24 protein-coding genes are annotated in these 24,167 nt (G+C 64.5%); 12 read left to right on the top strand and 12 right to left on the bottom strand.

The features are described 5' to 3' along the window. Nucleotides 1-768: 768 nt before the first annotated feature. The 10 genes from ACFFUC_RS01595 to ACFFUC_RS01640 all read left to right on the top strand — a co-directional run bounded on the left by ACFFUC_RS01595 (nt 769) and on the right by ACFFUC_RS01640 (nt 10,382). Complete coding sequence (locus ACFFUC_RS01595) at nt 769-1,890, top strand: tetratricopeptide repeat protein (protein ID WP_377683603.1); 1,122 nt, start codon at nt 769-771, stop codon at nt 1,888-1,890. Beyond that, nucleotides 1,880-2,731 (top strand): 4-(cytidine 5'-diphospho)-2-C-methyl-D-erythritol kinase, encoded by an 852-nt coding sequence (locus ACFFUC_RS01600; RefSeq protein ID WP_377682884.1) that lies wholly within the window; start codon nt 1,880-1,882, stop codon nt 2,729-2,731. Before ACFFUC_RS01595 ends, ACFFUC_RS01600 begins: the two co-directional genes overlap by 11 nt. A gap of 28 nt (nt 2,732-2,759) precedes the next feature. Beyond that, nucleotides 2,760-3,503: a pyridoxine 5'-phosphate synthase gene (locus tag ACFFUC_RS01605; RefSeq protein ID WP_377682885.1), complete on the top strand. Its 744-nt coding sequence runs from the start codon at nt 2,760-2,762 to the stop codon at nt 3,501-3,503. Next, nucleotides 3,500-3,922: a holo-ACP synthase gene (acpS, locus tag ACFFUC_RS01610; RefSeq protein WP_377682887.1), complete on the top strand. Its 423-nt coding sequence runs from the start codon at nt 3,500-3,502 to the stop codon at nt 3,920-3,922. Before ACFFUC_RS01605 ends, acpS begins: the two co-directional genes overlap by 4 nt. 90 nt (nt 3,923-4,012) lie before the next feature. Next, on the top strand, nt 4,013-4,804 hold the full coding sequence (gene lepB, locus ACFFUC_RS01615) for a signal peptidase I (RefSeq protein ID WP_377682889.1): 792 nt from the start codon (nt 4,013-4,015) through the stop codon (nt 4,802-4,804). After that, on the top strand, nt 4,801-5,490 hold the full coding sequence (rnc, locus tag ACFFUC_RS01620) for a ribonuclease III (RefSeq protein WP_377682891.1): 690 nt from the start codon (nt 4,801-4,803) through the stop codon (nt 5,488-5,490). Before lepB ends, rnc begins: the two co-directional genes overlap by 4 nt. Continuing rightward, nucleotides 5,487-6,407 carry a GTPase Era gene (gene era / locus ACFFUC_RS01625; RefSeq protein ID WP_377682892.1) on the top strand — a complete coding sequence of 307 codons (921 nt, stop codon included), beginning with the start codon at nt 5,487-5,489 and terminating at the stop codon, nt 6,405-6,407. The genes rnc and era overlap by 4 nt, the downstream gene beginning before the upstream one ends. 57 nt (nt 6,408-6,464) lie before the next feature. Beyond that, nucleotides 6,465-6,800, top strand: coding sequence for a DUF1491 family protein (locus ACFFUC_RS01630; protein ID WP_377682894.1), 336 nt, complete (start codon nt 6,465-6,467; stop codon nt 6,798-6,800). Between the two features lie 240 nt (nt 6,801-7,040). Continuing rightward, nucleotides 7,041-9,479: a DNA topoisomerase (ATP-hydrolyzing) subunit B gene (gene gyrB, locus ACFFUC_RS01635; protein ID WP_377682896.1), complete on the top strand. Its 2,439-nt coding sequence runs from the start codon at nt 7,041-7,043 to the stop codon at nt 9,477-9,479. A 165-nt stretch (nt 9,480-9,644) separates the two neighbouring features. Then, the gene (locus ACFFUC_RS01640; RefSeq protein ID WP_377682898.1) at nt 9,645-10,382 is read left to right on the top strand and encodes an outer membrane protein; all 738 of its coding nucleotides are present in this window, start codon (nt 9,645-9,647) and stop codon (nt 10,380-10,382) included. 230 nt (nt 10,383-10,612) lie between these two features. Here the strand turns inward: ACFFUC_RS01640 and ACFFUC_RS01645 are convergent, their stop codons facing one another. The 3 genes from ACFFUC_RS01645 to ACFFUC_RS01655 form a co-directional block, all read right to left on the bottom strand. After that, a complete protein-coding gene (locus tag ACFFUC_RS01645; RefSeq protein ID WP_377682900.1) occupies nt 10,613-11,491 on the bottom strand; it encodes a DMT family transporter in 879 nt (292 codons plus the stop codon). A 146-nt stretch (nt 11,492-11,637) separates the two neighbouring features. Then, complete coding sequence (locus ACFFUC_RS01650; protein WP_312530797.1) at nt 11,638-11,937, bottom strand: HU family DNA-binding protein; 300 nt, start codon at nt 11,935-11,937, stop codon at nt 11,638-11,640. Between the two features lie 143 nt (nt 11,938-12,080). After that, complete coding sequence (locus ACFFUC_RS01655; RefSeq protein WP_377682903.1) at nt 12,081-13,565, bottom strand: AMP nucleosidase; 1,485 nt, start codon at nt 13,563-13,565, stop codon at nt 12,081-12,083. A gap of 101 nt (nt 13,566-13,666) precedes the next feature. On the opposite strand from ACFFUC_RS01655, the gene ACFFUC_RS01660 reads away from it, so the two are divergent. After that, the gene (locus ACFFUC_RS01660; protein ID WP_377682905.1) at nt 13,667-14,653 is read left to right on the top strand and encodes an LLM class flavin-dependent oxidoreductase; all 987 of its coding nucleotides are present in this window, start codon (nt 13,667-13,669) and stop codon (nt 14,651-14,653) included. After that, nucleotides 14,650-15,537, top strand: coding sequence for an SDR family oxidoreductase (locus ACFFUC_RS01665; protein WP_377682907.1), 888 nt, complete (start codon nt 14,650-14,652; stop codon nt 15,535-15,537). Before ACFFUC_RS01660 ends, ACFFUC_RS01665 begins: the two co-directional genes overlap by 4 nt. Nucleotides 15,538-15,555: 18 nt before the next feature. Here ACFFUC_RS01665 and ACFFUC_RS01670 read toward each other — a convergent pair whose 3' ends face one another. The 9 genes from ACFFUC_RS01670 to dapF form a co-directional block, all read right to left on the bottom strand. Beyond that, a complete protein-coding gene (locus ACFFUC_RS01670; RefSeq protein WP_377682909.1) occupies nt 15,556-16,185 on the bottom strand; it encodes a COG3650 family protein in 630 nt (209 codons plus the stop codon). Nucleotides 16,186-16,201: 16 nt separating this feature from the next. Further along, nucleotides 16,202-16,912 carry a VIT1/CCC1 transporter family protein gene (locus ACFFUC_RS01675; protein ID WP_377682911.1) on the bottom strand — a complete coding sequence of 237 codons (711 nt, stop codon included), beginning with the start codon at nt 16,910-16,912 and terminating at the stop codon, nt 16,202-16,204. 4 nt (nt 16,913-16,916) lie between these two features. After that, complete coding sequence (locus ACFFUC_RS01680) at nt 16,917-17,843, bottom strand: restriction endonuclease (RefSeq protein ID WP_377682912.1); 927 nt, start codon at nt 17,841-17,843, stop codon at nt 16,917-16,919. Then, complete coding sequence (gene dxs, locus ACFFUC_RS01685) at nt 17,840-19,771, bottom strand: 1-deoxy-D-xylulose-5-phosphate synthase (RefSeq protein ID WP_377682914.1); 1,932 nt, start codon at nt 19,769-19,771, stop codon at nt 17,840-17,842. Before dxs ends, ACFFUC_RS01680 begins: the two co-directional genes overlap by 4 nt. A 45-nt stretch (nt 19,772-19,816) precedes the next feature. Then, nucleotides 19,817-20,680, bottom strand: a complete 864-nt coding sequence (locus ACFFUC_RS01690; RefSeq protein ID WP_377682915.1) for a polyprenyl synthetase family protein — start codon at nt 20,678-20,680, stop codon at nt 19,817-19,819. Further along, a complete protein-coding gene (locus ACFFUC_RS01695; protein ID WP_377682917.1) occupies nt 20,681-20,917 on the bottom strand; it encodes an exodeoxyribonuclease VII small subunit in 237 nt (78 codons plus the stop codon). It abuts the gene before it with no gap. Continuing rightward, nucleotides 20,917-21,831 carry a histone deacetylase family protein gene (locus tag ACFFUC_RS01700; RefSeq protein WP_377682918.1) on the bottom strand — a complete coding sequence of 305 codons (915 nt, stop codon included), beginning with the start codon at nt 21,829-21,831 and terminating at the stop codon, nt 20,917-20,919. The genes ACFFUC_RS01695 and ACFFUC_RS01700 overlap by 1 nt, the downstream gene beginning before the upstream one ends. Before the next feature lie 170 nt (nt 21,832-22,001). After that, nucleotides 22,002-23,273 carry a tRNA (N(6)-L-threonylcarbamoyladenosine(37)-C(2))-methylthiotransferase MtaB gene (gene mtaB / locus ACFFUC_RS01705; RefSeq protein ID WP_377682920.1) on the bottom strand — a complete coding sequence of 424 codons (1,272 nt, stop codon included), beginning with the start codon at nt 23,271-23,273 and terminating at the stop codon, nt 22,002-22,004. After that, nucleotides 23,270-24,088, bottom strand: a complete 819-nt coding sequence (gene dapF / locus ACFFUC_RS01710) for a diaminopimelate epimerase (RefSeq protein ID WP_377682921.1) — start codon at nt 24,086-24,088, stop codon at nt 23,270-23,272. The genes mtaB and dapF overlap by 4 nt, the downstream gene beginning before the upstream one ends. Between the last annotated feature and the right edge of the window lie 79 nt (nt 24,089-24,167).

The raw sequence follows: 24,167 nt of genomic DNA on the forward strand, positions 1-24,167 counted from the left end.
ACCAAAAGACTGATCCCGCTGGCGCTGATGGCGCTGCTTGCTGCCTCGCCGCTGAACGCGCAGGAACCGCCTGCGCCCAAGCCCGACGTGCCCGAAAGCGGCACCGGCGGGGCGGAAGCCACGGCCGAAGCCGATGCGAATCACCCCGAGGTGGAGCTGACCCTCAGCAATGCCGGCCCCTATCTCGCGGCGCGTCAGGCGGCGCTGGACAGCGATTTCGTCGCGGCCTCGCGCTATTATGCGCTGGCTTTGGGCCAGAACGGCACCGATCCCTACCTGCTCGACAGCACGCTTGTCTCTATGATTTCGGCGGGCGAGATCGCCAAGGCGGTCCATCTGGCGCAGCAGGCGACCGTGGACGGAAATCCCGATACCGGCACCGAGCTGTCGCAGCTGGTTTTGCGAGTCGAAATGGCAAGGACCGGCGATTGGGACGGCCTTCTGGCGCGCAGCGAAGCCGCGATGCAGGGCAGCCCCAACGACGATGCGACCGGCGAGGGCCGTCTTCTCGACGGGATGATCCACGCCTGGGCGCTGCTCGGCGCGGGCAAGGCCGGCGATGCGATCGCCGCATTCGAGCGTCTCGCGCGCATTCCCGGTGCGCAGGGGATCGTACAATATCACCTCGCGCTGGCCAAAGCGAAGGTCGGCGATTTCGAGGCCGCCAATACCCTGCTCGCCGATGATGCGGCGGGCGGGCATATCCTCGGGATCATCGCCCGCGCGCAGGTTCTCTCGCAGCTCGAACGCAATGACGAGGCCGTGGCCATGCTCGACGCGCTGCCGCGTTTGGCCGACGAGCCGACGCTTCTGGCGCTGCGCGACAGGCTGGCGGCCGGCGAGACCCTGCCCTTCGATTCCATCAAGACCTCGGCAGACGGGATCGCGCAGGTTTTCCTGACCTTCGCCACCGCCCTTGCCTCGACCGAAGAGCCCGATCCGCTCTCGCTCATTCAGGCCCGTTTCGCGGAATATCTCGCGCCCGATCTCGGCGAGGCGCGTCTTCTGACCGCGCAGCTTTTGCAATCGGTCGGGCAATTCGATCTGGCAGAACAGGAATTCGACGCCCTGCGCGAGCAAGGCGAGATGCGCCCGATCGCCGAGCTTGCCCGTATCGATGCACTGGCCCGTGCGGAACGTCTCGATGATGCCGAAAAGGCGGCGCTCGCGCTGACCTCGGCCCATCCCGAACTGGCGCAAAGCTGGATCGCCTTGGGTGACCTTCTGCGCCAACAGGAGAAATTCGCGCAGGCCGTGCCTGCTTACGACAAGGCGCTCAGCCTGCTCGACGGCGCGGGCCGCGCCCGCTGGTTCCCGCTTTACGCACGCGGCATTGCGCTGGAACGCTCGGGCCAGTTCGACAAGGCCGAGGCCGATATGCGCGCCGCGCTGGAGATCCAGCCCGATTCCGCGCCTGTGCTGAACTACCTCGGCTATTCGCTGGTCGACCGCAACATCCAGCTCGACGAGGCGCTCAAGATGATCCAGCGCGCGGTCGAGCTGAGCCCCGACGACGGCTACATCCTCGATTCGCTGGCTTGGGCCTATTACCGCCTTGGCCGCTACAACGAGGCCGTCGCGCCGATGGAACGCTCGATCGCCTCGATGTCGGACGATCCGCTGGTCAATGACCATATGGGCGACATTTACTGGATGGTCGGACGCCATCGCGAAGCGGAAATCCAGTGGAACCGCGCGCTGAGCCTCGATCCGGAAACCCCAGAAGAAGAGACCCGCATCCGTGCCAAGCTGGAACGCGGCCTTGATGCGGTTCTGACCGACGAGGCTGCGCGCGGCATTGCGCCCGGTGCCACGCCCGGTGCCACGCCCGCACCCGCGCCCTCGGCCCCCGCCGATAACGGAGCCGGTGCCGACACCGATGCCGACTGACGACCTGCTGCAGGCGACGGGCAAAGCCCTGCCCGTCACCCAAGCCGCGCCCGCCAAGATCAACCTGACGCTCCATGTGACCGGACGGCGCGACGACGGCTATCACCTCCTTGATTCTCTGGTGGTTTTTGCCGATGTGGGCGATGTCGTCCACCTCTCCGAAGGCCCCCTGTCGCTGTCGATCAGCGGGCCTTTCGCGGCCGGCCTCGCGGCCGATGCGGACAATTTGTGCCTGCGCGCCGCCCGTCTCGCGGGGGTCGAGGTCGCGATTGCGCTGGAAAAGAACCTGCCCGTCGCCTCGGGGATCGGCGGAGGCTCTGCCGATGCGGCCGCGGTTTTGCGGGCCTTGGGAGCCAATCCCGCCCGTCCCGAAAGCCTTGGGGCCGATGTGCCGGTCTGCCTCGCGGGCCGGCCGGTGCGGATGCGCGGTCTTGGCGAGATCCTCGATCCCGTCCCGACCCTGCCGCCCTTGGCGCTGGTGCTGGTCAATCCGGGCAAAGGGCTTTCGACGCCCGCGGTTTTTCGTGCCATGACCAGGCGCGACAATCCCGCGATGCCGGATCTGCCCGAATTTCGCGATACCGCGGCGTTGGTCGATTTCCTGCAAACCTGCCGCAACGATCTCGAGGCGCCCGCAATCTCGCTCCTGCCCGAGATCGCGACCTGCCTTGACGCGCTGCGCGACAGCGGCGCGCTTTTGGCGCGGATGTCGGGCTCGGGCGCGACCTGCTTCGGGATTTTCGCGGATCCCGCAGCGGCCCGCGCGGCTGCACAAGCCCTTGCCCGACCGCAGTGGTGGGTGGTGGCGTCGGGACTCGCCCCCGCGCGCCCCTTGGGCTAGCCTGTCCTTTACATCTCCGGAGGAAATCATGCTTCGCCTTGGCGTCAATATCGATCACGTCGCAACCGTCCGCAACGCGCGGGGCACGCCTTGGCCCGACCCGCTGCGCGCCGCGAAAATCGCCGAGGATGCCGGCGCGGACGGGATCACCGCCCATCTGCGCGAAGACCGCCGCCACATCTCGGATGCCGATATCGAGGCGCTGATGGCAACTTTGCGCAAACCGCTCAATTTCGAGATGGCCGCGACGGCCGAAATGCAGGCGATCGCGCTGCGCCACCGTCCGCATGCCGTCTGCATCGTCCCCGAAAAGCGCGAGGAGCGCACGACCGAGGGCGGTCTTGATGTCGCCCGCGACGAAGCGCGTCTGGCCGATTTCATCGTGCCCTTGCGCGAAGCGGGTTGCCGCGTTTCCATGTTCATCGGCCACGAGCCGCGCCAAATCGAGGCCTCGGCCCGCATCGGTGCCGCGGTGGTCGAGTTGCACACCGGCGCCTATTGCGACTTCGACACCGAAGGCCGCATTCAGGAACGCGACGCCGAGCTTGTCGGTCTCCAACGCGGGGCGGAACTGGCGCACGAGCTGGGCCTCGAAGTCCATGCCGGTCACGGCCTGACCTTCGACACCGTCGGCCCGATCGCGATGATGCCGCAAATTGCCGAGCTCAACATCGGGCATTTCCTGATCTCCGAGGCGCTTTTCCTCGGGCTCGGCGATGCGATTGCCGAAATGCGCCGCCGCATGGATATCGCGCGGGGCCTTGTGGAATGATCCTCGGGATCGGGACCGATCTTTGCAATATCGAGCGGATCGCCGGCGTTCTCGAACGCCACGGCGACCGCTTCCGCAACCGCGTTTTCACTCCGACGGAACTTGCCAAAGCCGCGCGGCGCAAGGACGAGGCGGGCACGCTCGCCAAGCGTTGGGCCGCAAAGGAGGCCTGCTCCAAGGCGCTCGGCACAGGCCTTGCCATGGGCATCTCGTGGAAGGATATGGCGGTAACAAACCTGCGCAGCGGCCAGCCGACCATGGGTCTGACCGGCTGGGCGGCAGAGCGTCTGGCCGAAATGACCCCCGAAGGTCACCGCGCGGTGGTCCATGTCACTTTGACCGACGACCACCCCTGGGCACAGGCTTTCGTGGTGATCGAGGCCCTGCCGGAGGCCGGCCCGCCTGCGCTTTCGCGGTAACGCCTTCTTGCGCAGGCTGCGCCGCGCTTGACTTTTTCCCCCGCGGGGGACCATGAACAGCCAGCAACCCCGACACAGGAATGGCGGAACATGGCCGACAAGACAGCGCGCAAAGAAGGCGGGATCTGGGAAACCGTCAAGACGATCTTCTGGGCGCTGCTCATTGCCGGAATTTTCCGCACGCTGTTTTTCCAGCCCTTCTGGATCCCGTCGGGGTCGATGAAGGACACGCTGCTGATCGGCGACTTCCTCTTCGTCAACAAAATGGCCTATGGCTATTCCGCAGTCTCCTGCCCCTTCTCGGCCTGCCCGATCTCGGGCCGCATTCTGGGTTCCGACCCCGAGCGCGGCGATGTCGTGGTCTTTCGCCACCCCAGCAAGGATGTGGATTTCATCAAGCGGCTGATCGGCCTGCCGGGTGACCGCATCCAGATGAAGGAAGGCATTCTGTGGATCAACGGCGTCGAGGCACCCCAGCAGCCCGCGCCGCAATTCGTCGAGAAAAAGGAACCGCAGGGCCCGCAGGGTCTTGTGCCGACCTGCTCGAACGATCCGGTTGCGCCGGGCGGCGATTGCCTCGTCGACCGTTATACCGAGACCCTCCCCAACGGTCGCAGCCATGATGTGCTCAACCTCACCGATGGCTGGATCGTCGACAACACCCCCGAATTCACGGTGCCCGAAGGACAGTATTTCTTCATGGGCGACAACCGCGACAATTCCGAGGATTCGCGTTTCTCGCCCGCAACCGGCGGTCTGGGCTTTGTCCCCGCCGAGAACCTCATCGGGCGCGCGGATCTGATCATGTTCTCTGCGGCAGGCAAATCGCTGCTCTATTTCTGGACCTGGCGGCCTGATCGCTTCCTCAAGGCGGTACATTGAAGCTCTCTGAAGACATTCGCGCTTTCTCGGCCAAGCTCGGGCATGATTTTTCACGGCCCGAGCTTCTCATTCGTGCATTGACCCATGGTTCGGTCGGCAGCCCGACGCGGCCCGACAACCAGCGGCTGGAATTTCTGGGCGACCGCGTGCTTGGCCTGACCGTGGCCGAGGCACTGGTTTTCGCCGATCGCGAGGCCTCGGAAGGCCAGCTTGCGCCGCGCTACAACGCGCTGGTGCGCGGCGAAACCTGCGCCGATGTCGCGCGGGAAATCGGGCTGGGCGCGGTGCTCAAACTCGGGCGGTCGGAGATGCTTTCGGGCGGTCGCCGCAAAGAGGCGCTTCTCGCCGACGCGATGGAGGCCGTGCTGGCCGCCGTTTACCTTGATGCCGGTTTCGAGACCGCCCGCGCCGTGATCCTGCGCCTTTGGGCCAGCCGTCTGGCCTCGGTCGATGCCGACAGCCGCGATGCCAAAACCGCGCTTCAGGAATGGGCGCAGGCCCATGGCATGAAGCCGCCGCAATACATTCAGACCGGCCGCTCGGGTCCCGACCACGCGCCGCAATTCGAAATCACGGTCCGGCTGGATGACGGCCGCACCGCCAAGGCGCAGGGCGCCGGAACCAAACGCAGCATCGAACAGGCCGCCGCAGCGGCTTTGCTGGAACAGATCGAGGCGAAAGCATGACCGAAGAAACCACCACACGCGCCGGTTTCGTCGCCCTGATCGGCGAGCCGAATGCCGGCAAATCGACGCTTCTGAACCAGATGGTCGGGGCGAAAGTCTCGATCGTGACGCATAAGGTCCAGACGACCCGCGCCCGCATCCGCGGCATCGCGATGAAGGATCAAAGCCAGATCGTCTTCGTCGACACGCCCGGCATTTTCCGCCCGCGCCGCCGCCTTGACCGCTCGATGGTCGCAGCCGCCTGGGGCGGGGCCGCCGATGCCGATATCGTCGTCATGCTGATCGAGGCCCATCGCGGCCTGACCGAGGGCGCTCAGGCCATTCTCGACGCGCTGAAGGAACGCAGCGACGGCCGTCCGGTCGCGCTGGCGATCAACAAGATCGACCGCGTGAAGGCCGAGACCCTGCTCGCGCTGACGCAAAAGATGAACGAAGCCTTCCCCTTCGTGCGAACCTTCCTGATCTCGGCCGAGAAGGGCTATGGCTGCGACGATCTTCTGGGCTGGCTCGCCGAAAGCCTGCCCGAGAGCGAATGGCTTTACCCCGAGGATCAGGTCGCCGATCTGCCGATGCGCATGATCGCCGCCGAAATTACCCGTGAAAAGCTGACGCTGCGCCTGCACGAGGAAATCCCCTACCAGCTCACGGTCGAGACCGAGAAATGGGAAGAGAAAAAGGACGGCTCGGCCCGCGTCGACCAGATCGTCTATGTCTCGCGTGACGGTCACAAAGGCATCGTTCTGGGCAAAGGCGGCGAGACGATCAAAGCCGTGGGTCAGGCCGCGCGTCAGGAGCTGACCGAATTCATGGGTCGCCCCGTGCATCTGTTCCTGACCGTCAAGGTCCGCGAGAACTGGCAGGACGAGGCCGAGCGCTACAACGAAATGGGCCTCGACTTCAAAGACGGCAATGCCTGACGCAGGCGGCATGCACCTCTGCCGCTCCCCCTTTCCCCGAACCGAGCGGGCGCGGCCTTGACCGAGGCGCGTCTGGCCTCGGGGATCTGGGTTTCGGCCTATCTCGCCCGCCTCGGGCTGGCCAATATCCCCGCCTATATCGCGCGGCGCGGTGACGCCACCGCCGGTGCTGTCATGGTCAAATGTGCGACCCTGGACGGGCAGGCCGCACTCTGGTCGCGCGAATGGGATTTCGACAGCGACAGCCGCCCCTGGGTTTTGCAGCAGAGCGGTCCCGAGGCCGAAATCGACGCGGCAATCCGAAAGCAGGCGGGCTATGACCCCGACCTCTGGGTGATCGAGATCGAGAGCCGCGAGGGCCGCACGCTTCTGGACCAAGAGGGGCTGGCCTAGCCGCTTTGCGGCGCCCTCCGCCCGCGTTTGGCCCCCACCTTCCGCATGTTTCGGCGCGGCTTTCGGCACCCCCTTCGAAACCTCTTTCGGGACGCCTTGCAGGACGTCTTTCACGACCGCCCCCGCCCCCCGCCGACACATTGAATTTTCTGGGCTAAATCCCCATATCTTGGGTCTTTCCCGTGACATTCCCGCCCCGAGCCCCTATAAGATGAGGGTCCAAGACAGGATGATATACGCATGAGCGCAGACGAGCAGCAGCCGAACGAATACGGCGCCGATTCCATCAAGGTTCTCAAAGGCCTAGAGGCGGTCCGCAAACGGCCCGGCATGTATATCGGTGATACCGATGACGGCTCGGGCCTGCATCACATGGTCTACGAGGTCGTTGATAACGGCATCGACGAGGTTCTGGCCGGCCATGCGGATTATGTGAAGGTCAAAATCCACGCCGACGGCAGTGTTTCGGTCCGCGACAACGGCCGCGGCATTCCGGTCGACATCCATGCCAGCGAAGGCGTTTCGGCGGCCGAGGTCATCATGACCCAGCTCCATGCCGGCGGCAAATTCGACCAGAACAGCTACAAGGTTTCCGGCGGCCTGCACGGCGTCGGCGTTTCGGTCGTGAACGCGCTTTCCGACTGGCTCGAGCTGCGCATCTGGCGCAACGGCAAAGAGCATTACGTCCGCTTCGAACACGGCGACACGGTCGAGCACCTGCGCGTGGTCGGCGACGCCCCCGAGGGCGAGACCGGCACCGAAGTGCGCTTTCTTGCCTCCAGCAAGGAAGACGGCGCCGAGGGGACCTTCTCGAACCGCGACTACGTCTTCAAGACCCTCGAAAACCGCCTGCGCGAACTCGCTTTCCTGAACTCGGGCGTGCGCATCTACCTCGAGGACGAACGCCCCGCAGAGCCTCTGCGCACCGAGCTGCATTACGACGGCGGCGTGCGCGAATTCGTGCGCTATATCGACCGCTCGAAAACGCCGGTCATGGCCGATCCGATCTTCATCATCGGCGAAAAAGGCGGGATCACCGTCGAAGTGGCCCTGTGGTGGAACGACAGCTACCACGAAACCGTCCTGCCCTTCACCAACAACATCCCCCAGCGCGACGGCGGCACGCACCTTGCGGGTTTCCGAGGGGCGCTGACGCGCGTGATCAACGCCTATGCGCAAAGCTCGGGGATCGCGAAGAAGGAAAAGGTCGAATTTACCGGTGACGACGCCCGCGAAGGCCTGACCTGCGTGCTGTCGGTCAAGGTGCCGGACCCGAAGTTCTCGTCGCAGACCAAGGACAAGCTGGTCTCCTCCGAGGTGCGTCCGGCGGTCGAGGGGCTGGTCAACGAAAAGCTGTCGGAATGGTTCGAGGAAAACCCGAGCCAGGCCAAGCAGATCGTCGGCAAGATCATCGAGGCCGCTCTGGCCCGCGAAGCCGCCCGCAAAGCGCGCGAACTGACCCGCCGCAAGACCGCGATGGATATCGCCTCGCTGCCGGGCAAACTGGCCGATTGTCAGGAAAAAGACCCCGCGCTCTCCGAACTCTTCATCGTCGAGGGTGACTCCGCAGGTGGTTCGGCCAAACAGGGTCGTTCGCGCAAGAACCAAGCGGTTCTGCCGCTTCGCGGTAAAATCCTCAACGTCGAGCGCGCGCGTTTCGACCGGATGCTCAGCTCGGAAATGATCGGCACGCTGATCACCGCGCTTGGCACCGGCATTGGTCGCGACGAGTTCAACCTCGACAAGCTGCGTTACCACAAGATCATCATCATGACCGATGCGGACGTCGACGGCGCCCATATCCGGACGCTGCTTTTGACCTTCTTCTTCCGTCAAATGCCGCAGCTGATCGAGGCGGGACATCTCTATATCGCCCAGCCGCCGCTGTACAAAGTCGCGCGCGGCCGCTCCGAGGTCTATCTCAAGGACGAGGCCGCCCTCGAGGATTACCTGATCCAGCAGGGTACCGAAGGCGCGACCCTGCGCCTTGGCTCGGGCGAGGAAATCAGCGGTGCCGATCTGGCCCGCGTGGTCGACGAAGCCCGTCTGGCGCGGCGCATCCTGCGCGCCTATCCGACGAACTACCCGATCAGCATCACCGAACAGGCCGCCATCGCACAAGCGCTTCTGCCGGGTCGCGTCGATGCCGACGCGCAGGGCGTGGCCGATGCCGTCTCCGCTCGCCTCGACATGATCGCCGAGGAATTCGAGCGCGGCTGGCAGGGTCGTCCGACGCAGGACGGCGGCATCCGGCTGACCCGCATGTTGCGCGGCGTCGAGGAATCGCGCCTGCTCGACGGGCCGATGCTGCGCAGCGGCGAAAGCCGCCGCCTTGGTGCCATGTCCGAGCAGCTGCTCGAGGTTTACGGCAAGACCGCCCATCTCATCCGCAAGGACCGCGATGTGGTGATCAACGGCCCGCTCGGCCTGTTGCAGGCGATTTTCCTCGAAGGGGAAAAGGGTCTGTCGCTCCAGCGCTACAAGGGTCTGGGCGAAATGAACCCCGAACAGCTGTGGGAAACCACGCTCGACCCCGAGGCGCGCACCCTGCTTCAGGTCCGGATCGAGGACCTCAGCGATGCCGACGACATCTTTACTAAACTTATGGGCGATGTCGTTGAACCGCGGCGCGAGTTCATCCAGCAGAACGCGCTAAGTGTCGAAAATCTCGATATTTAATCGTTTTGTCTGCGGCGCTTTCTCGCCGCATTGTGATGGTTTCGCGGTGTAATGTTGCCCATATGCCGCGACCGTTCGGTATAAAGCGGTTCGGGGTGCGGAAAAACTTGATGCGTTTCCGCACCCCTCCTATTTATGCTTCAACAGAAATAACGGAGGCAACCGATGTCCAATCGTGGCCAAATTCTCAAAACGCTCGCTCTCTCGGCTCCGCTGGCGCTGGCTGGCGGCTTTGCTGCGAATGCAGGTGGCTATATCGCACCGATCGTCGAAGCAGAGGTTGCTCCGATCGTCGAAGTGACCCCTGCCGGTGATTGGGCTGGTGCTTATGCCGGTGTGACCCTGGGCTATGCCTTCAGCGGCGAAGACCGCGTCGGCCTGGAAAACCCGACCATTGCGGGCGACCAGCACAACTACGGCAAGCTCGACCTGAGCGGCGCGAATGCAGGCGTCCGCGTCGGCTACCGCTGGCAGAAAGACAAATGGGTCTTCGGTCCCGAGCTCGGCTATGAAGCCGGCAACATCGAAGATTCGGTCAGCGAAGGCGGCTACGAATCGCATTCGAAAATCAAAGACGTTGTCGCTCTGCGCTTCGTGACCGGTTACTCGGTTCGCCCCGACATGCTGGTTTACGGTGTTGCCGGTGTTGCACGCGGCAAAGTCGAATACTCGGTCACCGGTGACGGCGCCAACGGCCCGTCGGATATCGAAGACACCTTCAACCGTACCGGCTATATCGTCGGTCTCGGCGTCGAGAAAAAGCTGACCGACCGCGTCTCGCTGACCGGCCAGTACGAATATGCCAACTTCGGCAAAGAGACCCTGACCAGCTCGACCGGTCTCGATACCGAAGCAACCGCGAAATACAACAACGTCAAAGTCGGTCTGAACTTCCGCTTCTGATCGCGACTGCGTTGACGACAATCGGGCCGCCCTTGGGGCGGCCCTTTTCTTTTGGCCGAACGCCGTTTCGCCGAGACGATTGCCGCAAGATCCCGCCGCGAACGCGCAAAGTCCGCGACATTGGCCGCCAGCGCGTGAGCCGCACCGCACGGTCGCGTCACAGCCGTCAAACCGCCCTCTGCCCGCTATGGCCTCAGGGCGGGACAGCCAAAGCCCCTCCTCGGCCCTCCTTACGCTCCGCTGGCCGGCAGCTTGCTGCGCTGGACCATCAGGATCCCTGCCGCGACGATCAGCGCGCCTGCGACATCGGTCACGCCGAAACGCTCGCCCAGAATGATCGCGGCGATGGCCACACCAAAGAAGGGCGACAGGAAGTGATAGGTCGCGGCACGCACCGCGCCGATGCGGTGGACCAGCATGAACCACAGCCAGGTTGCGAGAATCCCCGGCGCGATCACCGTATAGATGAAGGCAAAGGCCAGCTTGCCGCTCAGATGGATCGGCTGGCCCCATTCGAGAAACAGCGCGACCGGCAGAAGCGTGACCGCCCCCACCGCCATTTGCAGGCCGACAATCATGAACATGTTCGAACTTCCCCCCGCCCCGCGCGCGCTCAGCGTCGCGGCGGCAAGCGCCACGGCAGCGATCAGGCACAGGACCGTACCGGGAATGTTGAGCCCGTGCTGAAGCCGCACGCCCATGATGATCGCGACGCCTACGATCCCCGTGACCAGCCCGACAATGGCCATCGGCCTCAGCCGGTCGCCGAGAAAGGCCCAGCCCATCACGGCCACGATCAGCGGCATCATCGAGGCGATGATCGCGGCGGCAGAAGCCTCGACCCATTGCATCGCGATCCAGTTCAACCCGAGGTAGAGCGCGTTCTGGCAGATCCCGAACAGGATCACCGTACGCCATTCGGCGCGGCTCAGCCGGAAGCTCTGGCCAAGCGCCAGCGCGATCGGAATGGCGATTACGGCGGAGAGGGCGAAGCGGATCACCAAAGCCGTCAAGGGCGGCGAGACGGTCACGATCATCCGCGTGGTGGTGAAGGCCGATGCCCAAAGAAAGGCGAAAGCCACGCCCATACCGATCGCGCGGATATCCATCCGGTCACTCCCCCAATGTCTCTTGTGCGACATGTGGTCGCGTCACGGGGCGGAAAGGTCAAGGCGTGAAGCGCCGCGCGGAAGCGACAAAAACGAAAGGGCCGCGCATCGCTGCACGGCCCCTCACGCATCTCGAAACGAAACGATCAGGCGTTGACGCTGTCTTTGAGCGCTTTCGCGATGGTGACTTTCACGACTTTATCTGCCGGTTTCGTCATCATTTCCTGGGTCTGCGGGTTGCGGACCTGACGCTCGGGGCGTGCGCGGCAAGCAACTTTACCGATCCCCGGCAGGGTCACGGCACCGCCTTCAGCGACAACGCGCGCAACAACGGCCGAAATCGCATCCAGAGCTGCGGTCGCGGTTTTCTTGTCGCTACCCATTTCCTCGGCCAGAGTGGCGACGAGCTGAGTTTTCGTCATCGGTTTCGTAGTGGCCTGAGCCATTCTCTGTCTCCTCGTTGTTCCCTGTTGGGAAATTCCGGGCGCCACCTTGGCGGCACTCCTATCGCTACACAAGTTTTTAAATGGTTTTTCAAGTGAATTGCGCGCAAAAGCGCGGTTTTACGCTGCTTCCCGCACGGATATGTTCACAAGAATGCCGTTTCGTTGAAAGAACGGAGCTTGCGCGAGTGAATCCGGTCTAAAGGCATCTCGCGCAGCTTCTCCATTGCCCTGATTCCGATCATCAAGTGGTTGGAAACCTGGGTGCGGTAGAACTCCGTCGCCATGCCGGGAAGCTTCAGCTCGCCATGGAGCGGCTTGTCCGAAACACAGAGCAAAGTCCCGTAAGGCACGCGGAAGCGGAAGCCGTTCGCGGCGATCGTGGCGCTTTCCATATCCAGCGCGACGGCACGCGATTGCGACAACCGTTGGACGGGGCCGGAGTTGTCGCGCAACTCCCAGTTGCGGTTGTCGATCGTGGCGACGGTGCCGGTACGCATGATGCGCTTGAGCTCGTAGCCCTCGAGCTTGGTGACTTCGGCAACGGCCTCCTGCAGCGCGACCTGAACTTCGGCCAGCGGCGGGATCGGGACCCAGACCGGCAGGTCGTCGTCGAGAACATGGTCTTCGCGCAGATAGGCATGGGCGAGAACGAAATCGCCGAGTTGCTGGCTGTTGCGCAGACCCGCGCAATGGCCGACCATCAGCCAGGAATGGGGACGCAGCACCGCGATATGGTCGGTCGCGGTTTTGGCATTCGACGGCCCCACCCCGATATTGACCAAGGTGATCCCGCCGCGGTCGGCCCGCTTGAGGTGATAGGCCGGCATTTGCGGGGTCTTGGCACCGGTCGCGATCAGATCCTCGGGACGTTCCAGCACCTGGTTGCCCGGCGCGACAAAGGCGGTATAGCCCGAATCCGGATCGGCCAGCGCCTTGCGCGCGAAGGCCTCGAATTCATCGACATAGAACTGGTAGTTCGTGAACAGCACGAAATTCTGGAAATGCTCGGGCAGCGTCGCGGTGTAATGCGACAGCCGCGCCAGCGAATAGTCGATGCGCTGCGCCGTGAAGGGCGCCAGAGGATGGCTGCCGTCGGGATAGGTCGTCGCCGTGCCGTTGACGATATCGTCATTGGTCGTGGCAAGGTCCGGCACGTCGAAGACATCGCGCAGCGAATAATCGAGCACGCCTTCTTGCGGCACATTCAGATCGCTCTTCATCGCCACCGCGAAATGCACCGGCATCGGCGTGTCGCTGAATTCGACTGCGACAGGGCCGCCGTGGTTCTTGATCAAAAGGCCGATCTGCTCGATCAGGTAATCGCGAAACAGGTCGGGCCGCGTGATCGAGGTCGAATAGCTGCCCGGAAGCGCGACATGGCCGAAAGCGAGGCGCGAATCCGTGACCGAGTGGCGCGTCGTGGTCAGGCGCAGCTCGGGGTAGAAGGCGCGGTAGCGCGCCACCGGCCGGCCGCCCTTGAGCGTGGCCATGAAATTGTCGAGCAGGAAATTCGTCGAGAGATCGTAAAGCGCGGTCAAACGGTCGACGGCCGCAACGGGATCATGGAACAGCTCGCGCTTGGCGGGCTCGGGTGTCACAATCGGCAGGACACGGCTATCATTGGGCATTTTTCGCTCCTTCGCTTTCCACGGACAGTGCCAGCCGCTCGGGGAACTGGCAAGCCGGGGTCACGCACCTTATCTGTTGGTCAAAGACAGGAAAGTGACAGATGAAATTTTCGCTTCTCGATCTCGCCCCCGTCGGCGAGGGCTCCGATGTCCGTCAGGCGATGGGCAATGCCGTCAGGCTGGCGCAGGCCGCCGAGGCCGCAGGATACCACCGCTACTGGCTTGCCGAGCATCACAACATGTGCGGCATCGCCTCGGCGGCGACCTCGGTGATGATCGGCCATGTCGCCTCGCAGACCAAATCGATCCGCGTCGGCGCGGGCGGCATCATGCTGCCCAACCACGCGCCTTTGGCGATTGCCGAGCAATTCGGCACGCTTTACGCAATCCACGGCCCGAGGATCGATCTCGGGCTGGGCCGTGCGCCGGGCGGTGACGGCGCGGTGATGCAGGCCCTCCGCCGCGGCATGGCCCGCAACGACAGCTTCCCCGATGATGTGGTCGAGCTGCTGCATTATTTCGGCCCCGAACGCGTCGGCGCCGCGGTCAATGCCTGGCCCGGCCAAGGCAGCGAGATCGACGTCTGGATCCTCGGATCCTCGCTTTACGGCGCGAGCCTCGCAGCGGCACTTGGTCTGCCCTACTCCTTCGCAAGCCATTTCGCGCCGGGCGATCTGAACGAGGCGATCCGCATCTACCGCATGCGCTTCCAGCCGACCGAATTCGGCAGCAAGCCGAAATTCATGCTTGCGGTCAATGTCATCGCTGCCGAGACCGATGCCGAGGCCCATCACCTGCGCACCAGCCAACAGCTGCAATTCGCGCGGCTCCGTCTGGGCAATCCCGGCCTGCTGCCGCGTCCGGTCGCCGATGCTTCGACCGAAATCCCGCCCCAGATCATGCGCAATGTCGATCAGGCGCTCTCGGTCAGCGCCATCGGTTCGCGCGACAGCGTGCGCGAGAAACTCGCCGAGCTCGTCCAGATCTACGAGCCCGACGAGCTGATCCTTGTCGGCAACATCCACGACCCCGAGGCCCGCATCCGCTCGTTTGAAATGGCCGCGGAAATCGTGAAGGATCTGGCATGAGCGCGGCCCCGGCCGCCGCGCCCAAAGGCCGGATGCTGGTCTTTGGCCACGGCTATTCGGCGGGTTATCTGACCCCGCTCCTGCTGGCCGAGGGCTGGCAGGTCATCGGGACCACCCGTTCGGATCGCGGGCGGGTCGCGGCGGCGGGCGCGATTGCGCTGTTGTGGCCGGGCGAGGATGACGCCCTCGCCTCAGCCATCGCGCAGGCCGATGCGATCCTGATCTCGGCCGCGCCCGATGCCGAAGGCGATCCGGTTCTTGCGGCTTTCGCCGATCGGATCGCGGCATCCAAAGCGCGCTGGATCGGCTATCTCTCGACCACCGGCGTTTACGGCGATCGCGGCGGCGGATGGGTCGACGAGGACAGCACGCTCGTACCCAGCACCAAGCGCGGGCGCGAACGCGTCAAGGCAGAGGCCGATTGGCAGGCTTTGGCCCGCGCCCATGACCTGCCGCTCCACATCTTCCGTCTGGCGGGGATCTACGGACCCGATCGCGGCCCGTTCGCGAAGCTCGCCAACGGGACAGCCCGCCGCATCATCAAGCCGGACCAGATCTTTTCGCGCATCCATGTCGAGGATATCGCACAGGTGTTGCTGGCATCGATCAAGGCCCCGCGCGCCCATGCGGTCTATAATCTGTGCGACGACGAGCCCGCGCCCCCCGAGGATGTCATCGGCTATGCCGCCGGACTTCTCGGTCTGGAGCTGCCTCCGGCCGAGGATTTCGCCACTGCCGAGATGACGCCGATGGCGCGGTCCTTCTATGCCGAAAGCAAGCGTGTCTCGAATGCGCGGCTGCACGGGGAGCTGGGCGTGAACCTGCGCTATCGCGACTATCGCGCGGGCCTGGAAGCCTTGGCCCGCGCCGAGGGACGCCTTTAGCAGCCTCCCGAACCGGCCTTATCGCTGCGCGACCGAGCAGCAGCCCGACAGCATCCGCGACGGGCTGTTCGCGCCGTCCAGAATGACGATCGTCGAAAGGCCGAAGCTGCGGTCCGACATCCCGTCCGAGCAGATCTCGGGCTGGATCACCGCCGTCACGCGGCCCGCCCCGTCGCCCGCGATCAGCGCGCGGGTCGCATCCTCGGACAGGCCGCGATCCATGACGCGGCGCAGCTCCAGCTTGCGCGGCGCGCCGTCGGGGGTCGAAAACTCCATCCCCTCGGGGGTGCGCTTGAGGTTCCAGAACGGCTCGGTGCCATAGCACGAAACCGTCGCCGGCAGCTCGCCCGCTTTCCAGGTATCGCTGCGCAAACGCAGGAATTTCCCCGAGGCCCAGCCGGTCGTCTCGCCACGGCTGATCTCTGCCCAAGCGCCGGTCTTGTCGAAACCGATGATCTCGATCCCCTTGGCATCGGGGGCCAAAGTGCCGCGGACCGCGGCCGAGGCATTGGGCTCGGCGCGCACGTTCAGCGTGTCGTTGGCCGCGACATCCACGACATCGGCAAGGCCGGGCAGCAGCGCCTCGGGCGTGGCAAAAGCCGGAGCGGCGATCATAAGCGCCGAAGCGACGAGCAGGGAACGCAACATGGAAACTCCAATCCTGTCAGACAGAAACGCCGAAAATCCGGCTGATGAAAGCGGTGATGGCCATGGCCGCCACGCCCCAAAAGAGAACACGAACCAGCGCGCGCCGTACCGGCGCACCGCCGGCCTTCGCGCCGGTCGCGCCAAGCGCCGCCAAAGCCAGAAGCGTCATGACCAGCACGACCGGAATGACATGCTGGGCGGGCGCGAACACCGCGCCCAGCAACGGCACGGCCCCCGCGACCGAAAAGGTCACGCCCGAGGCCAGCGCCGCCGCCACGGGATTGACCGAATGGATCTCCGAGAGGCCCAGCTCGTCGCGCAGATGCGCGCCCAAAGCGTCGTGCTCGGTCAGTTCGACCGCGACGATCCGCGCGGTTTCCGGGGCAAGCCCTCGCGCGAGATAGATTTCGGTCAGCTCCTGCAGTTCGATCTCGGGATCGGCATGGAGCGCACGTCGCTCGCGCCGGATGTCGGCATGTTCGATATCGGCCTGCGAACTGACCGAGACATATTCCCCCGCCGCCATCGACATCGCGCCGGCAACCAGCCCCGCAACCCCCGCCATCAGCACCGCCTCGGGGTCCGCCGCGACCGAAGCCACCCCGACGATTAGAGAGCCGACCGAAACGATCCCGTCATTCGCCCCCAAAACCGCAGCCCGAAGCCACCCCGAGCGGCTGACGTAATGGGGGTCATGGGGATGGGCTTCGGGATGGGTGAAGGTCATGGAGTTAAACCACGTCGAAGAAGTTCGCGTCGATCGAACGCAGCACATAGGTCTTGTCGGCCTTTACCCCGACCCCGTGATCAATCATCAGCCGTGCAAGACGCTTCCCGTCGATCAGGACAACGCGCTGTTGGACGCGGCGGATGTATTCGCGCGCCTCCTTCGAAAAGGTCGAGGTCGTTACGAAAACGCCCTTAGTGGCGCTTTCTCCAGTCATGGAGCCGATAAACGCCTGAAGCGCGGGACGGCCAACCGTGTTGTCCAAGGCATAACGCTTGGCCTGAATGTAAACCGCATCCAACCCGAGCTTATCCTCGTTCACGACCCCATCAATGCCGCCATCACCCGACTTGCCGATCGCCTGCCCCATCTCAGAGCGGCCGTCGCCATAGCCCATCGCCAGCAGCAGCTCGACGATGAGCTGTTCGAAACGAGCAGGGGTGAGCGAAAGGATAAGTTCGAGGAGATCATCGGCCAACTCGCCATCGAGCTGCATATACGCGGTTTCGATCCGCTCCTCGGGAGTTTCGACCTCGACCATCGCCCTCCCCCCGTCAATCTCGACGGAGGTCTCGCGCGCTTCCAAGGATCGCCATGCTTGATAGAGAGGATAGGTCTCGAGCAAATGCTTGTTGATCCGCTCCGGTTTCCTGTGGAGTAGAGCCTGCCCCAACTCCGTTACCCTGTAACGGCCACGCGCAAACGACGCAACCAACCCGGCATGCTTCATATAGCTTCGAGCCCAGTGAGCACGATTGGCGATGTAGGTTTTCGATCCGCTTGGCACTAAGCGATCCATCTGCTCCTCGCTCAACGAGAAGTACCGCTGCAGTCCGGGCAAACAGTCCGCAATCGTCGTGTTCCCCTCCGCAGTCAACGTCAGGATCGGCAGCATCATATCTTGATAGCTGGGCAAATCCGCCCCGCTCACGCCCGCTTTTCCCCGATCCGCGCCACGCCGAGAACCTCGAGAACCTTGGTCTCGATATCGGCGGCGTTCATGCCGGCGTCGCGGTACATCGCCTTGGCATCGGCATGGTCGATGAACGTGTCGGGCAGGACCATCTGGCGGAATTTGAGGCCGCCGTCCAAGGCACCCTCCTCCAGCAGAAGGTTCGCGACATGGCTGCCGAAACCGCCCAATGCGCCTTCTTCGATGGTGATCAAAGCCTCGTGGTCGCGGGCGAGGCGCAGGATCAGGTCGCGGTCCAAAGGCTTGGCGAAACGCGCATCGGCAACCGTCGGCTCGATCCCGCGGGCGATCAGCGCCTCGCGGGCCTTCATCACCTCGGAGAGGCGGGTGCCGAAGGACAGGATCGCGACGCGTGCGCCTTGCGCGATCATGCGGCCCTTGCCGATTTCCAGCGGGATGCCGCGCTCGGGCAGGTCGACGCCCGTGCCCTCGCCGCGCGGATAGCGGAAAGCGATCGGGCCGTCGTCATGGGCGGCAGCGGTTGCGACCATATGGACCAGATCGGCCTCGTCGGCGGCGGCCATGACGACCATGCCGGGAAGGTTCGCCATGAAGGCGATGTCGAAGGCGCCCGCATGGGTAGCCCCGTCGGCACCGACCAGACCGGCGCGGTCGATGGCGAAGCGGACCGGCAGGCGCTGGATCGCGACATCATGGACGATCTGGTCGTAGCCGCGCTGCAGGAAGGTCGAATAAAGCGCGCAGAAGGGCCGCATCCCGCCCGCAGCCATGCCCGCCGCGAAGGTCACGGCATGCTGTTCGGCAATGCCGACATCAAAGGTGCGGCGCGGGAAACGCTCGGCGAAAAGGTTCAGGCCGGTGCCGTCGGGCATGGCGGCGGTCACGGCCACGATCTTGTCGTCTCGGCTCGCCTCGTCGACCAGTGCCTTCGCGAAAACCGCCGTATAGCTGGGCGCATTGGATTTCGCCTTGGCCTGCGCGCCGGTCAGCACGTTGAAACGCGCGGTCGCATGGCCACGGTCGGCGGCGGTTTCGGCAGGCGCGTAGCCCTTGCCCTTTTTCGTCACGACATGGATCAGCACCGGCCCCGTCGCGCGCGCCTTGAGCGTGCGCAGCAGCGGCAGAAGCTGGTCGAGATCATGGCCGTCGACCGGCCCGATATAGGAAAAGCCCAAAGCCTCGAACAAGGTCCCGCCGACAGCCATGCCCTTGAGCATTTCCTTGGCACGGCGCGCACCCTCCTGCAGCGGCGAGGGCAGCAAGCCCACCGCGCCCTTGGCGACCGATTTCAGCTCGTGAAAAGGCCCGTCGGCGTAAAGTTTGGTGAGATGGCGCGACAATGCACCGACCGGCGGGGCAATCGACATCTCGTTGTCGTTGAGGACCACGAACAGCCGTTTCCCGACGCCGCCCGCATGGTTGAGCGCCTCGAAGGCCATGCCGGCCGACATCGCGCCGTCGCCGATCACCGCCACCGCATCGCCGGCATCCCCGCCCAGCTCGCGCGCCATGGCAAAGCCCATGCCCGCGCTGATCGAGGTCGAGCTATGGCCCGCGCCGAAGGGGTCGAACGGGCTTTCCGACCGTTTGGTGAAGCCCGACAGCCCGTCCTCCATCCGCAGGGTGCGGATGCGGTCGCGGCGGCCGGTCAGGATCTTGTGGGGATAGCACTGGTGGCCGACGTCCCAGATCACCTTGTCGCGCGGCGTGTCGAACACGGCATGCAGCGCCACCGTCAGTTCGACCACGCCAAGCCCCGCGCCCAGATGGCCGCCCGTTACCGAGACGGCGCTGATGGTCTCGGCGCGCAGCTCGTCGGCGAGCTGGCGCAATTGCGCATCGCCGAGCCCTTTGAGGTCCGAGGGCAGGTTCACCCGGTCAAGAAGCGGCGTCTTGGGCCGGTCCTGATGGCTTTCGTCAGTCATTGGCTTCCCCATCCGGGTGGCAAATCTGGCGCGTCGAGGCGCCGCTCAGGCGTGTCGTTCGATAACGAAACGCGCAAGGTCCCGCAAGTTTCCCGCGCGATCACCATAGCGTGTCAGCGCCGCATCGCTGGCGGCGACAAGCTCGCGGGTCATGGCGCGCGCACCATCGAGACCCAAAAGCGACACGAAGGTCGCCTTGCCCGCCGCATCATCCTTGCCGACGCGCTTGCCGGTTTCGGCCTCGTCGCCGGTCACATCCAGAATGTCGTCTGCGATCTGGAAGGCAAGACCCAGATTGCGCGCATAATCCGCCATCGGCGCGGTATCGGCCCTGGCAAGGATCGCGCCCGCCTTGGCGGAAAACTCGATCAGCGCGCCGGTCTTGCCCTCCTGCAGCCGGGTGATTTCGGCCAAAGTCAGCGGAACATCCGCACTTTCCGCAGCAATATCAAGCATCTGCCCATAGACCATGCCGCGCGCACCGACCGCATCGGCAAAGGCCGCGATCAAAGAAACGCGCACCTCTGGAGAGCCGATCGCCGCATCGGAGAGCAGCCCGAAGGCCATGCTCTGCAGCGCGTCACCGGCAAGAATCGCGGTGGCCTCGTTGAAGCGGATATGGGTCGTGGGCTGGCCGCGGCGCAGATCGTCGTCGTCCATCGCGGGCAGATCGTCATGAACGAGGCTATAGGCATGGAGCGCCTCGACCGCGCAGGCGACCGGCAGGGCGGCGCTTTCGTCGACGCCATGCAGCCGCGCGCTTTCCATCACCAGATAGGCGCGCAGCCGCTTGCCGCCGTTGCAGGCGTAATGCATGGCGTCGCGCAGCTCTCCGGCGGGATGGGCAGCGATAGCCCCGTCCAGCGCAGTCGCGACCTGCGCCTTCACCGCATCGATCCGCTGTTGCATTCAGAGACCCTCGACCGGAACCGTACCGTCGGGCTGGCCGTTGGCCGCGAGGGTGATCTTTTCGACCCGCTCCTCGGCCTCGCGCAGACGCTTTTCGCAATGCGCCCGCAGCTTCGCGCCGCGTTCGTAAAGCTTGATCGAATCCTCGAGCGTGGCATCGCCGTGTTCCAGCTTGCCCACGGTCGCCTCCAGCTCTTTCATCGCTTCTTCGAAGGACATGGTTTCGATTTCGGTCATCAGGCTACCTCGGTCAGGACATCGACATGGGCGCGTACCGAGCGCCCCAGCGCGTCCAGATCATAGCCGCCTTCGAGCGCGGATACCACCGGAGCCGAACAGGCCGCCGCCGTGTCGCAAATCATCCGCGTGATCGCGGTAAAATCGCTTTCGTCCCAAGCCAGACTGGCCAGAGGGTCGGCGCGATGGGAATCGAAACCGGCCGATACGATCACCAGTTGCGGACGCCAGTTTTCCAGACGCGCGCAGATCGCTTGCCATGCCGCGCGTGCCTCCACCCCGCCGGTTTGCGGCGCAAGCGGCAGGTTCGTCACCTGCCCGAACGCCCCCGTTTCCGACGCCTTCCCCGTTCCCGGAAACAGCGGCATCTGCTGGGTCGAGGCGAAAAAGGCACGTTTGTCGTCCCACAAGAGATCCTGCGTGCCGTTGCCGTGATGGACATCGAAATCGAGCACCGCCACACGGTCGAGCCCGTGATGGTCAAGCGCGCGTTTCGCGGCAATCGCGACAGAGCCGAGGATGCAAAAACCCATCGGCGTCTCGCGTTCGGCATGATGGCCGGGGGGCCGCATGGCGACGAAAGCATTGGGCGCCCGCCCCGCCAGCACCGCATCGACCGCCGCACAGACCCCGCCGACCGCATGCGAGGCCGCCGCGAAACCGCCATGCGAGCTATAGGTATCGCCGTCGAGCATGGTGATGCCTTCATCGGGGAGCGCGGCACGGATGCGGTCGAGATAGGCTTGCGGATGACAGCGCAACAGATCGCCGTCGGTCGCGGCGGGCGCGGTCAGCCGCGTGACCGGCACGCCGTCGAGCGCATCAAGCACCGCTTTCATCCGCGCGATCTGTTCGGGATGGCCCGCAGGGGTGACATGGTCGAAGGCGGAAGCATGGGTGTAAAGCAGCGTCATCGCCCGCCCCCTTGACCAAAGCCCGTCGCAACGAATGCACCCATCACCCATCCCTCCTTGCCCCAAAGCAGGGCAAGCCGCCCGCCCATATGCCGCGAAAGGCTAGGCCGGCGGATCGCCTTTGGGCAAGCGCGCAGATGGGCTGAGGGTAATGCCCCTCAACGGGCCGGTCAGGCGGTCAGGCGGTGCCCGTCATGGCCTGTGATGGTGACTTCCATCAGCGTGCCCTCGGGCATGTCGCGATCAAAGGAGACCTCGGTGAATTGCTCGGTCCGGCCAAGGCGCGGGCCTTCGGTCAGGATCAGGCGGGTCCGGCCGGTCTGGCTTTGCAGATGCGCCAGAAGCGCGGCATCGCCCTTGGCGCGCAGACGCGCGGCGCGGTCCTTGATCGCCGCGCCCTGCACTTTGGGCATCCGTGCGGCGGGCGTGCCCTTGCGCGCGGAATAGGGGAAGACATGCAGGAAGGTCAGGCCGCAATCATCGACCAGCTTGAGGCTGTTTTCGAACATCTCTTCGGTCTCGGTCGGGAAACCGGCAATGATATCGGCACCGAAAACCAGATCGGGGCGCAGCTTGCGCGCATCTTCGCAAAAGCGGATCGCATCATCGCGCAGATGGCGGCGCTTCATCCGCTTGAGGATCATGTCGTCGCCCGCCTGCAAGCTCAGATGCAAATGCGGCATCAGGCGCGGCTCGGTCGCAATCGCCAGCATCAGGTTGTCGTCGGCCTCAATCGAATCGATCGAGCTGATGCGCAGGCGCGGCAGGTCGGGGATCAGGCGCAGGATGCGCATGACCAGATCGCCCAGACGCGGCGTGCCCGGCAGATCGGCCCCCCAGGAGGTCAGATCGACGCCGGTCAGCACGACCTCGTTGAAGCCGCGATCGCGCAGGCGCTTGATCTGCTCGACCACGACGCCCGCCGGAACCGAGCGCGAATTGCCGCGACCAAAGGGGATGATGCAGAAGGTGCAGCGGTGGTCACAGCCGTTCTGGACCTGCACATAGGCACGGTGACGGCCAAAACCGTCGATCAGATGGCCGGCGGTTTCCTTGACCGACATGATGTCGTCGACGCGGATTTTCTCGGTCTCGCCGATCAGGTCGGGGGCCATGTTCGGGGCGCGAAGCTGCTCCCACATGGCGGGCTGCATTTTCTCGTGATTGCCGATGACTTTCGTCACTTCGGGCATGGCCGCGAAGGTCTCGGGCTCGGTTTGGGCCGCGCAACCCGTGACGATCACCGGAGCGCCGGGGTTTTCCCGTGCCAGACGCCGGATTTCCTGCCGCGCTTTCCGCACGGCCTCGGCCGTAACGGCGCAGGTGTTCACCACGACCGCCCCTTGCAGGCCGGCCGCTTCCGCCATTTCGCGCATGGCTTCGGTCTCATAGGCGTTCAGCCGGCAGCCAAGCGTCGCGAATATGGGGGGATTTGCGCTCATCCGCGCCACACTCCGTCAAAGACATGGGCGGTCGGGCCGGTCATCCAGACCCCGTCCTCGCGCCAGTCGATTTCCAAAAAGCCGCCCTCGGGGACGTTCACCTTGACGCGCCGTCCGGTCAGACCGCGCCGCGCCGCAGCCACCGCCGCCGCACAAGAGCACGAGCCCGAAGCCAAGGTCGGCCCCGTCCCGCGTTCCCAGATCCGCAGCTTGATCTCGCTGTCCGAGAGAACCTGCACGACCTCGACATTGGTGCGCTGCGGGTAAAGCGGGTGATGTTCGAAACGGGGACCGAAGCTCTCGAGATCGACGGCATCGGCGTCGTCCACGAAGAAAGTGATATGCGGATTGCCCATGCCGGTCGCGACCGGATCGCCCTCGACCGGCAGGTGCAGCGTGTCGAGATCCTCGGCAATCGGGATCGCGCGCCAATCGAGCACCGGATGTCCCATATTGACCCGCGTGAGCCCGCCCCCCGCATCCTCGGCCAAAAGCACGGCATGATCGGTTTCCAGCCGCAACTCGGTCGCGCCCGACTCGTCCATCAGATAGCGCGCGATGCAGCGCGTGGCATTGCCGCAAGCCGCCGAAAGCGAGCCGTCTGCGTTGAAAAAGGTCAGCCGCGCATCGGCATTGCCGTCCTTGCGGATCACCGCCAACTGGTCGAATCCGACACCGCGATGACGGTCGGCAATGCGCGTCACCACCTCGGCCGACGGCATCTCGCCCCCGTCGCGCAGGTCGATGACCACAAAATCATTGCCAAGCCCGTGCATTTTCATGAAGGGGAGGCGCGTTTTTTCCGTGTTTTCCATGTCCGCGATATAATCCCGCGAAAAAGATTCCGCCAGAGTGTCGTTTTGCGCTTGACCCTGCCCGCCGCTAAACCTAATC

Source organism: Paracoccus cavernae, from assembly GCF_042430175.1.
Lineage (GTDB): Bacteria > Pseudomonadota > Alphaproteobacteria > Rhodobacterales > Rhodobacteraceae > Paracoccus > Paracoccus cavernae.

Coding starts and splice junctions, on each gene's coding strand:
- ACFFUC_RS01665 (WP_377682907.1), top strand. CDS start 14,650: ATGAGCGCGGCCCCGGCCGCCGCGCCCAAAGGCCGGATGCTGGTCTTT.
- mtaB (WP_377682920.1), bottom strand. CDS start 23,273: ATGAGCGCAAATCCCCCCATATTCGCGACGCTTGGCTGCCGGCTGAAC.
- ACFFUC_RS01650 (WP_312530797.1), bottom strand. CDS start 11,937: ATGGCTCAGGCCACTACGAAACCGATGACGAAAACTCAGCTCGTCGCC.
- ACFFUC_RS01645 (WP_377682900.1), bottom strand. CDS start 11,491: ATGGATATCCGCGCGATCGGTATGGGCGTGGCTTTCGCCTTTCTTTGG.
- ACFFUC_RS01675 (WP_377682911.1), bottom strand. CDS start 16,912: ATGACCTTCACCCATCCCGAAGCCCATCCCCATGACCCCCATTACGTC.
- ACFFUC_RS01700 (WP_377682918.1), bottom strand. CDS start 21,831: ATGACGCTGCTTTACACCCATGCTTCCGCCTTCGACCATGTCACCCCT.
- gyrB (WP_377682896.1), top strand. CDS start 7,041: ATGAGCGCAGACGAGCAGCAGCCGAACGAATACGGCGCCGATTCCATC.
- ACFFUC_RS01670 (WP_377682909.1), bottom strand. CDS start 16,185: ATGTTGCGTTCCCTGCTCGTCGCTTCGGCGCTTATGATCGCCGCTCCG.
- ACFFUC_RS01660 (WP_377682905.1), top strand. CDS start 13,667: ATGAAATTTTCGCTTCTCGATCTCGCCCCCGTCGGCGAGGGCTCCGAT.
- acpS (WP_377682887.1), top strand. CDS start 3,500: ATGATCCTCGGGATCGGGACCGATCTTTGCAATATCGAGCGGATCGCC.
- ACFFUC_RS01695 (WP_377682917.1), bottom strand. CDS start 20,917: ATGACCGAAATCGAAACCATGTCCTTCGAAGAAGCGATGAAAGAGCTG.
- dapF (WP_377682921.1), bottom strand. CDS start 24,088: ATGGAAAACACGGAAAAAACGCGCCTCCCCTTCATGAAAATGCACGGG.
- dxs (WP_377682914.1), bottom strand. CDS start 19,771: ATGACTGACGAAAGCCATCAGGACCGGCCCAAGACGCCGCTTCTTGAC.
- ACFFUC_RS01640 (WP_377682898.1), top strand. CDS start 9,645: ATGTCCAATCGTGGCCAAATTCTCAAAACGCTCGCTCTCTCGGCTCCG.
- ACFFUC_RS01690 (WP_377682915.1), bottom strand. CDS start 20,680: ATGCAACAGCGGATCGATGCGGTGAAGGCGCAGGTCGCGACTGCGCTG.
- ACFFUC_RS01605 (WP_377682885.1), top strand. CDS start 2,760: ATGCTTCGCCTTGGCGTCAATATCGATCACGTCGCAACCGTCCGCAAC.
- ACFFUC_RS01595 (WP_377683603.1), top strand. CDS start 769: ATGCTCGACGCGCTGCCGCGTTTGGCCGACGAGCCGACGCTTCTGGCG.
- era (WP_377682892.1), top strand. CDS start 5,487: ATGACCGAAGAAACCACCACACGCGCCGGTTTCGTCGCCCTGATCGGC.
- ACFFUC_RS01655 (WP_377682903.1), bottom strand. CDS start 13,565: ATGCCCAATGATAGCCGTGTCCTGCCGATTGTGACACCCGAGCCCGCC.
- ACFFUC_RS01600 (WP_377682884.1), top strand. CDS start 1,880: ATGCCGACTGACGACCTGCTGCAGGCGACGGGCAAAGCCCTGCCCGTC.
- lepB (WP_377682889.1), top strand. CDS start 4,013: ATGGCCGACAAGACAGCGCGCAAAGAAGGCGGGATCTGGGAAACCGTC.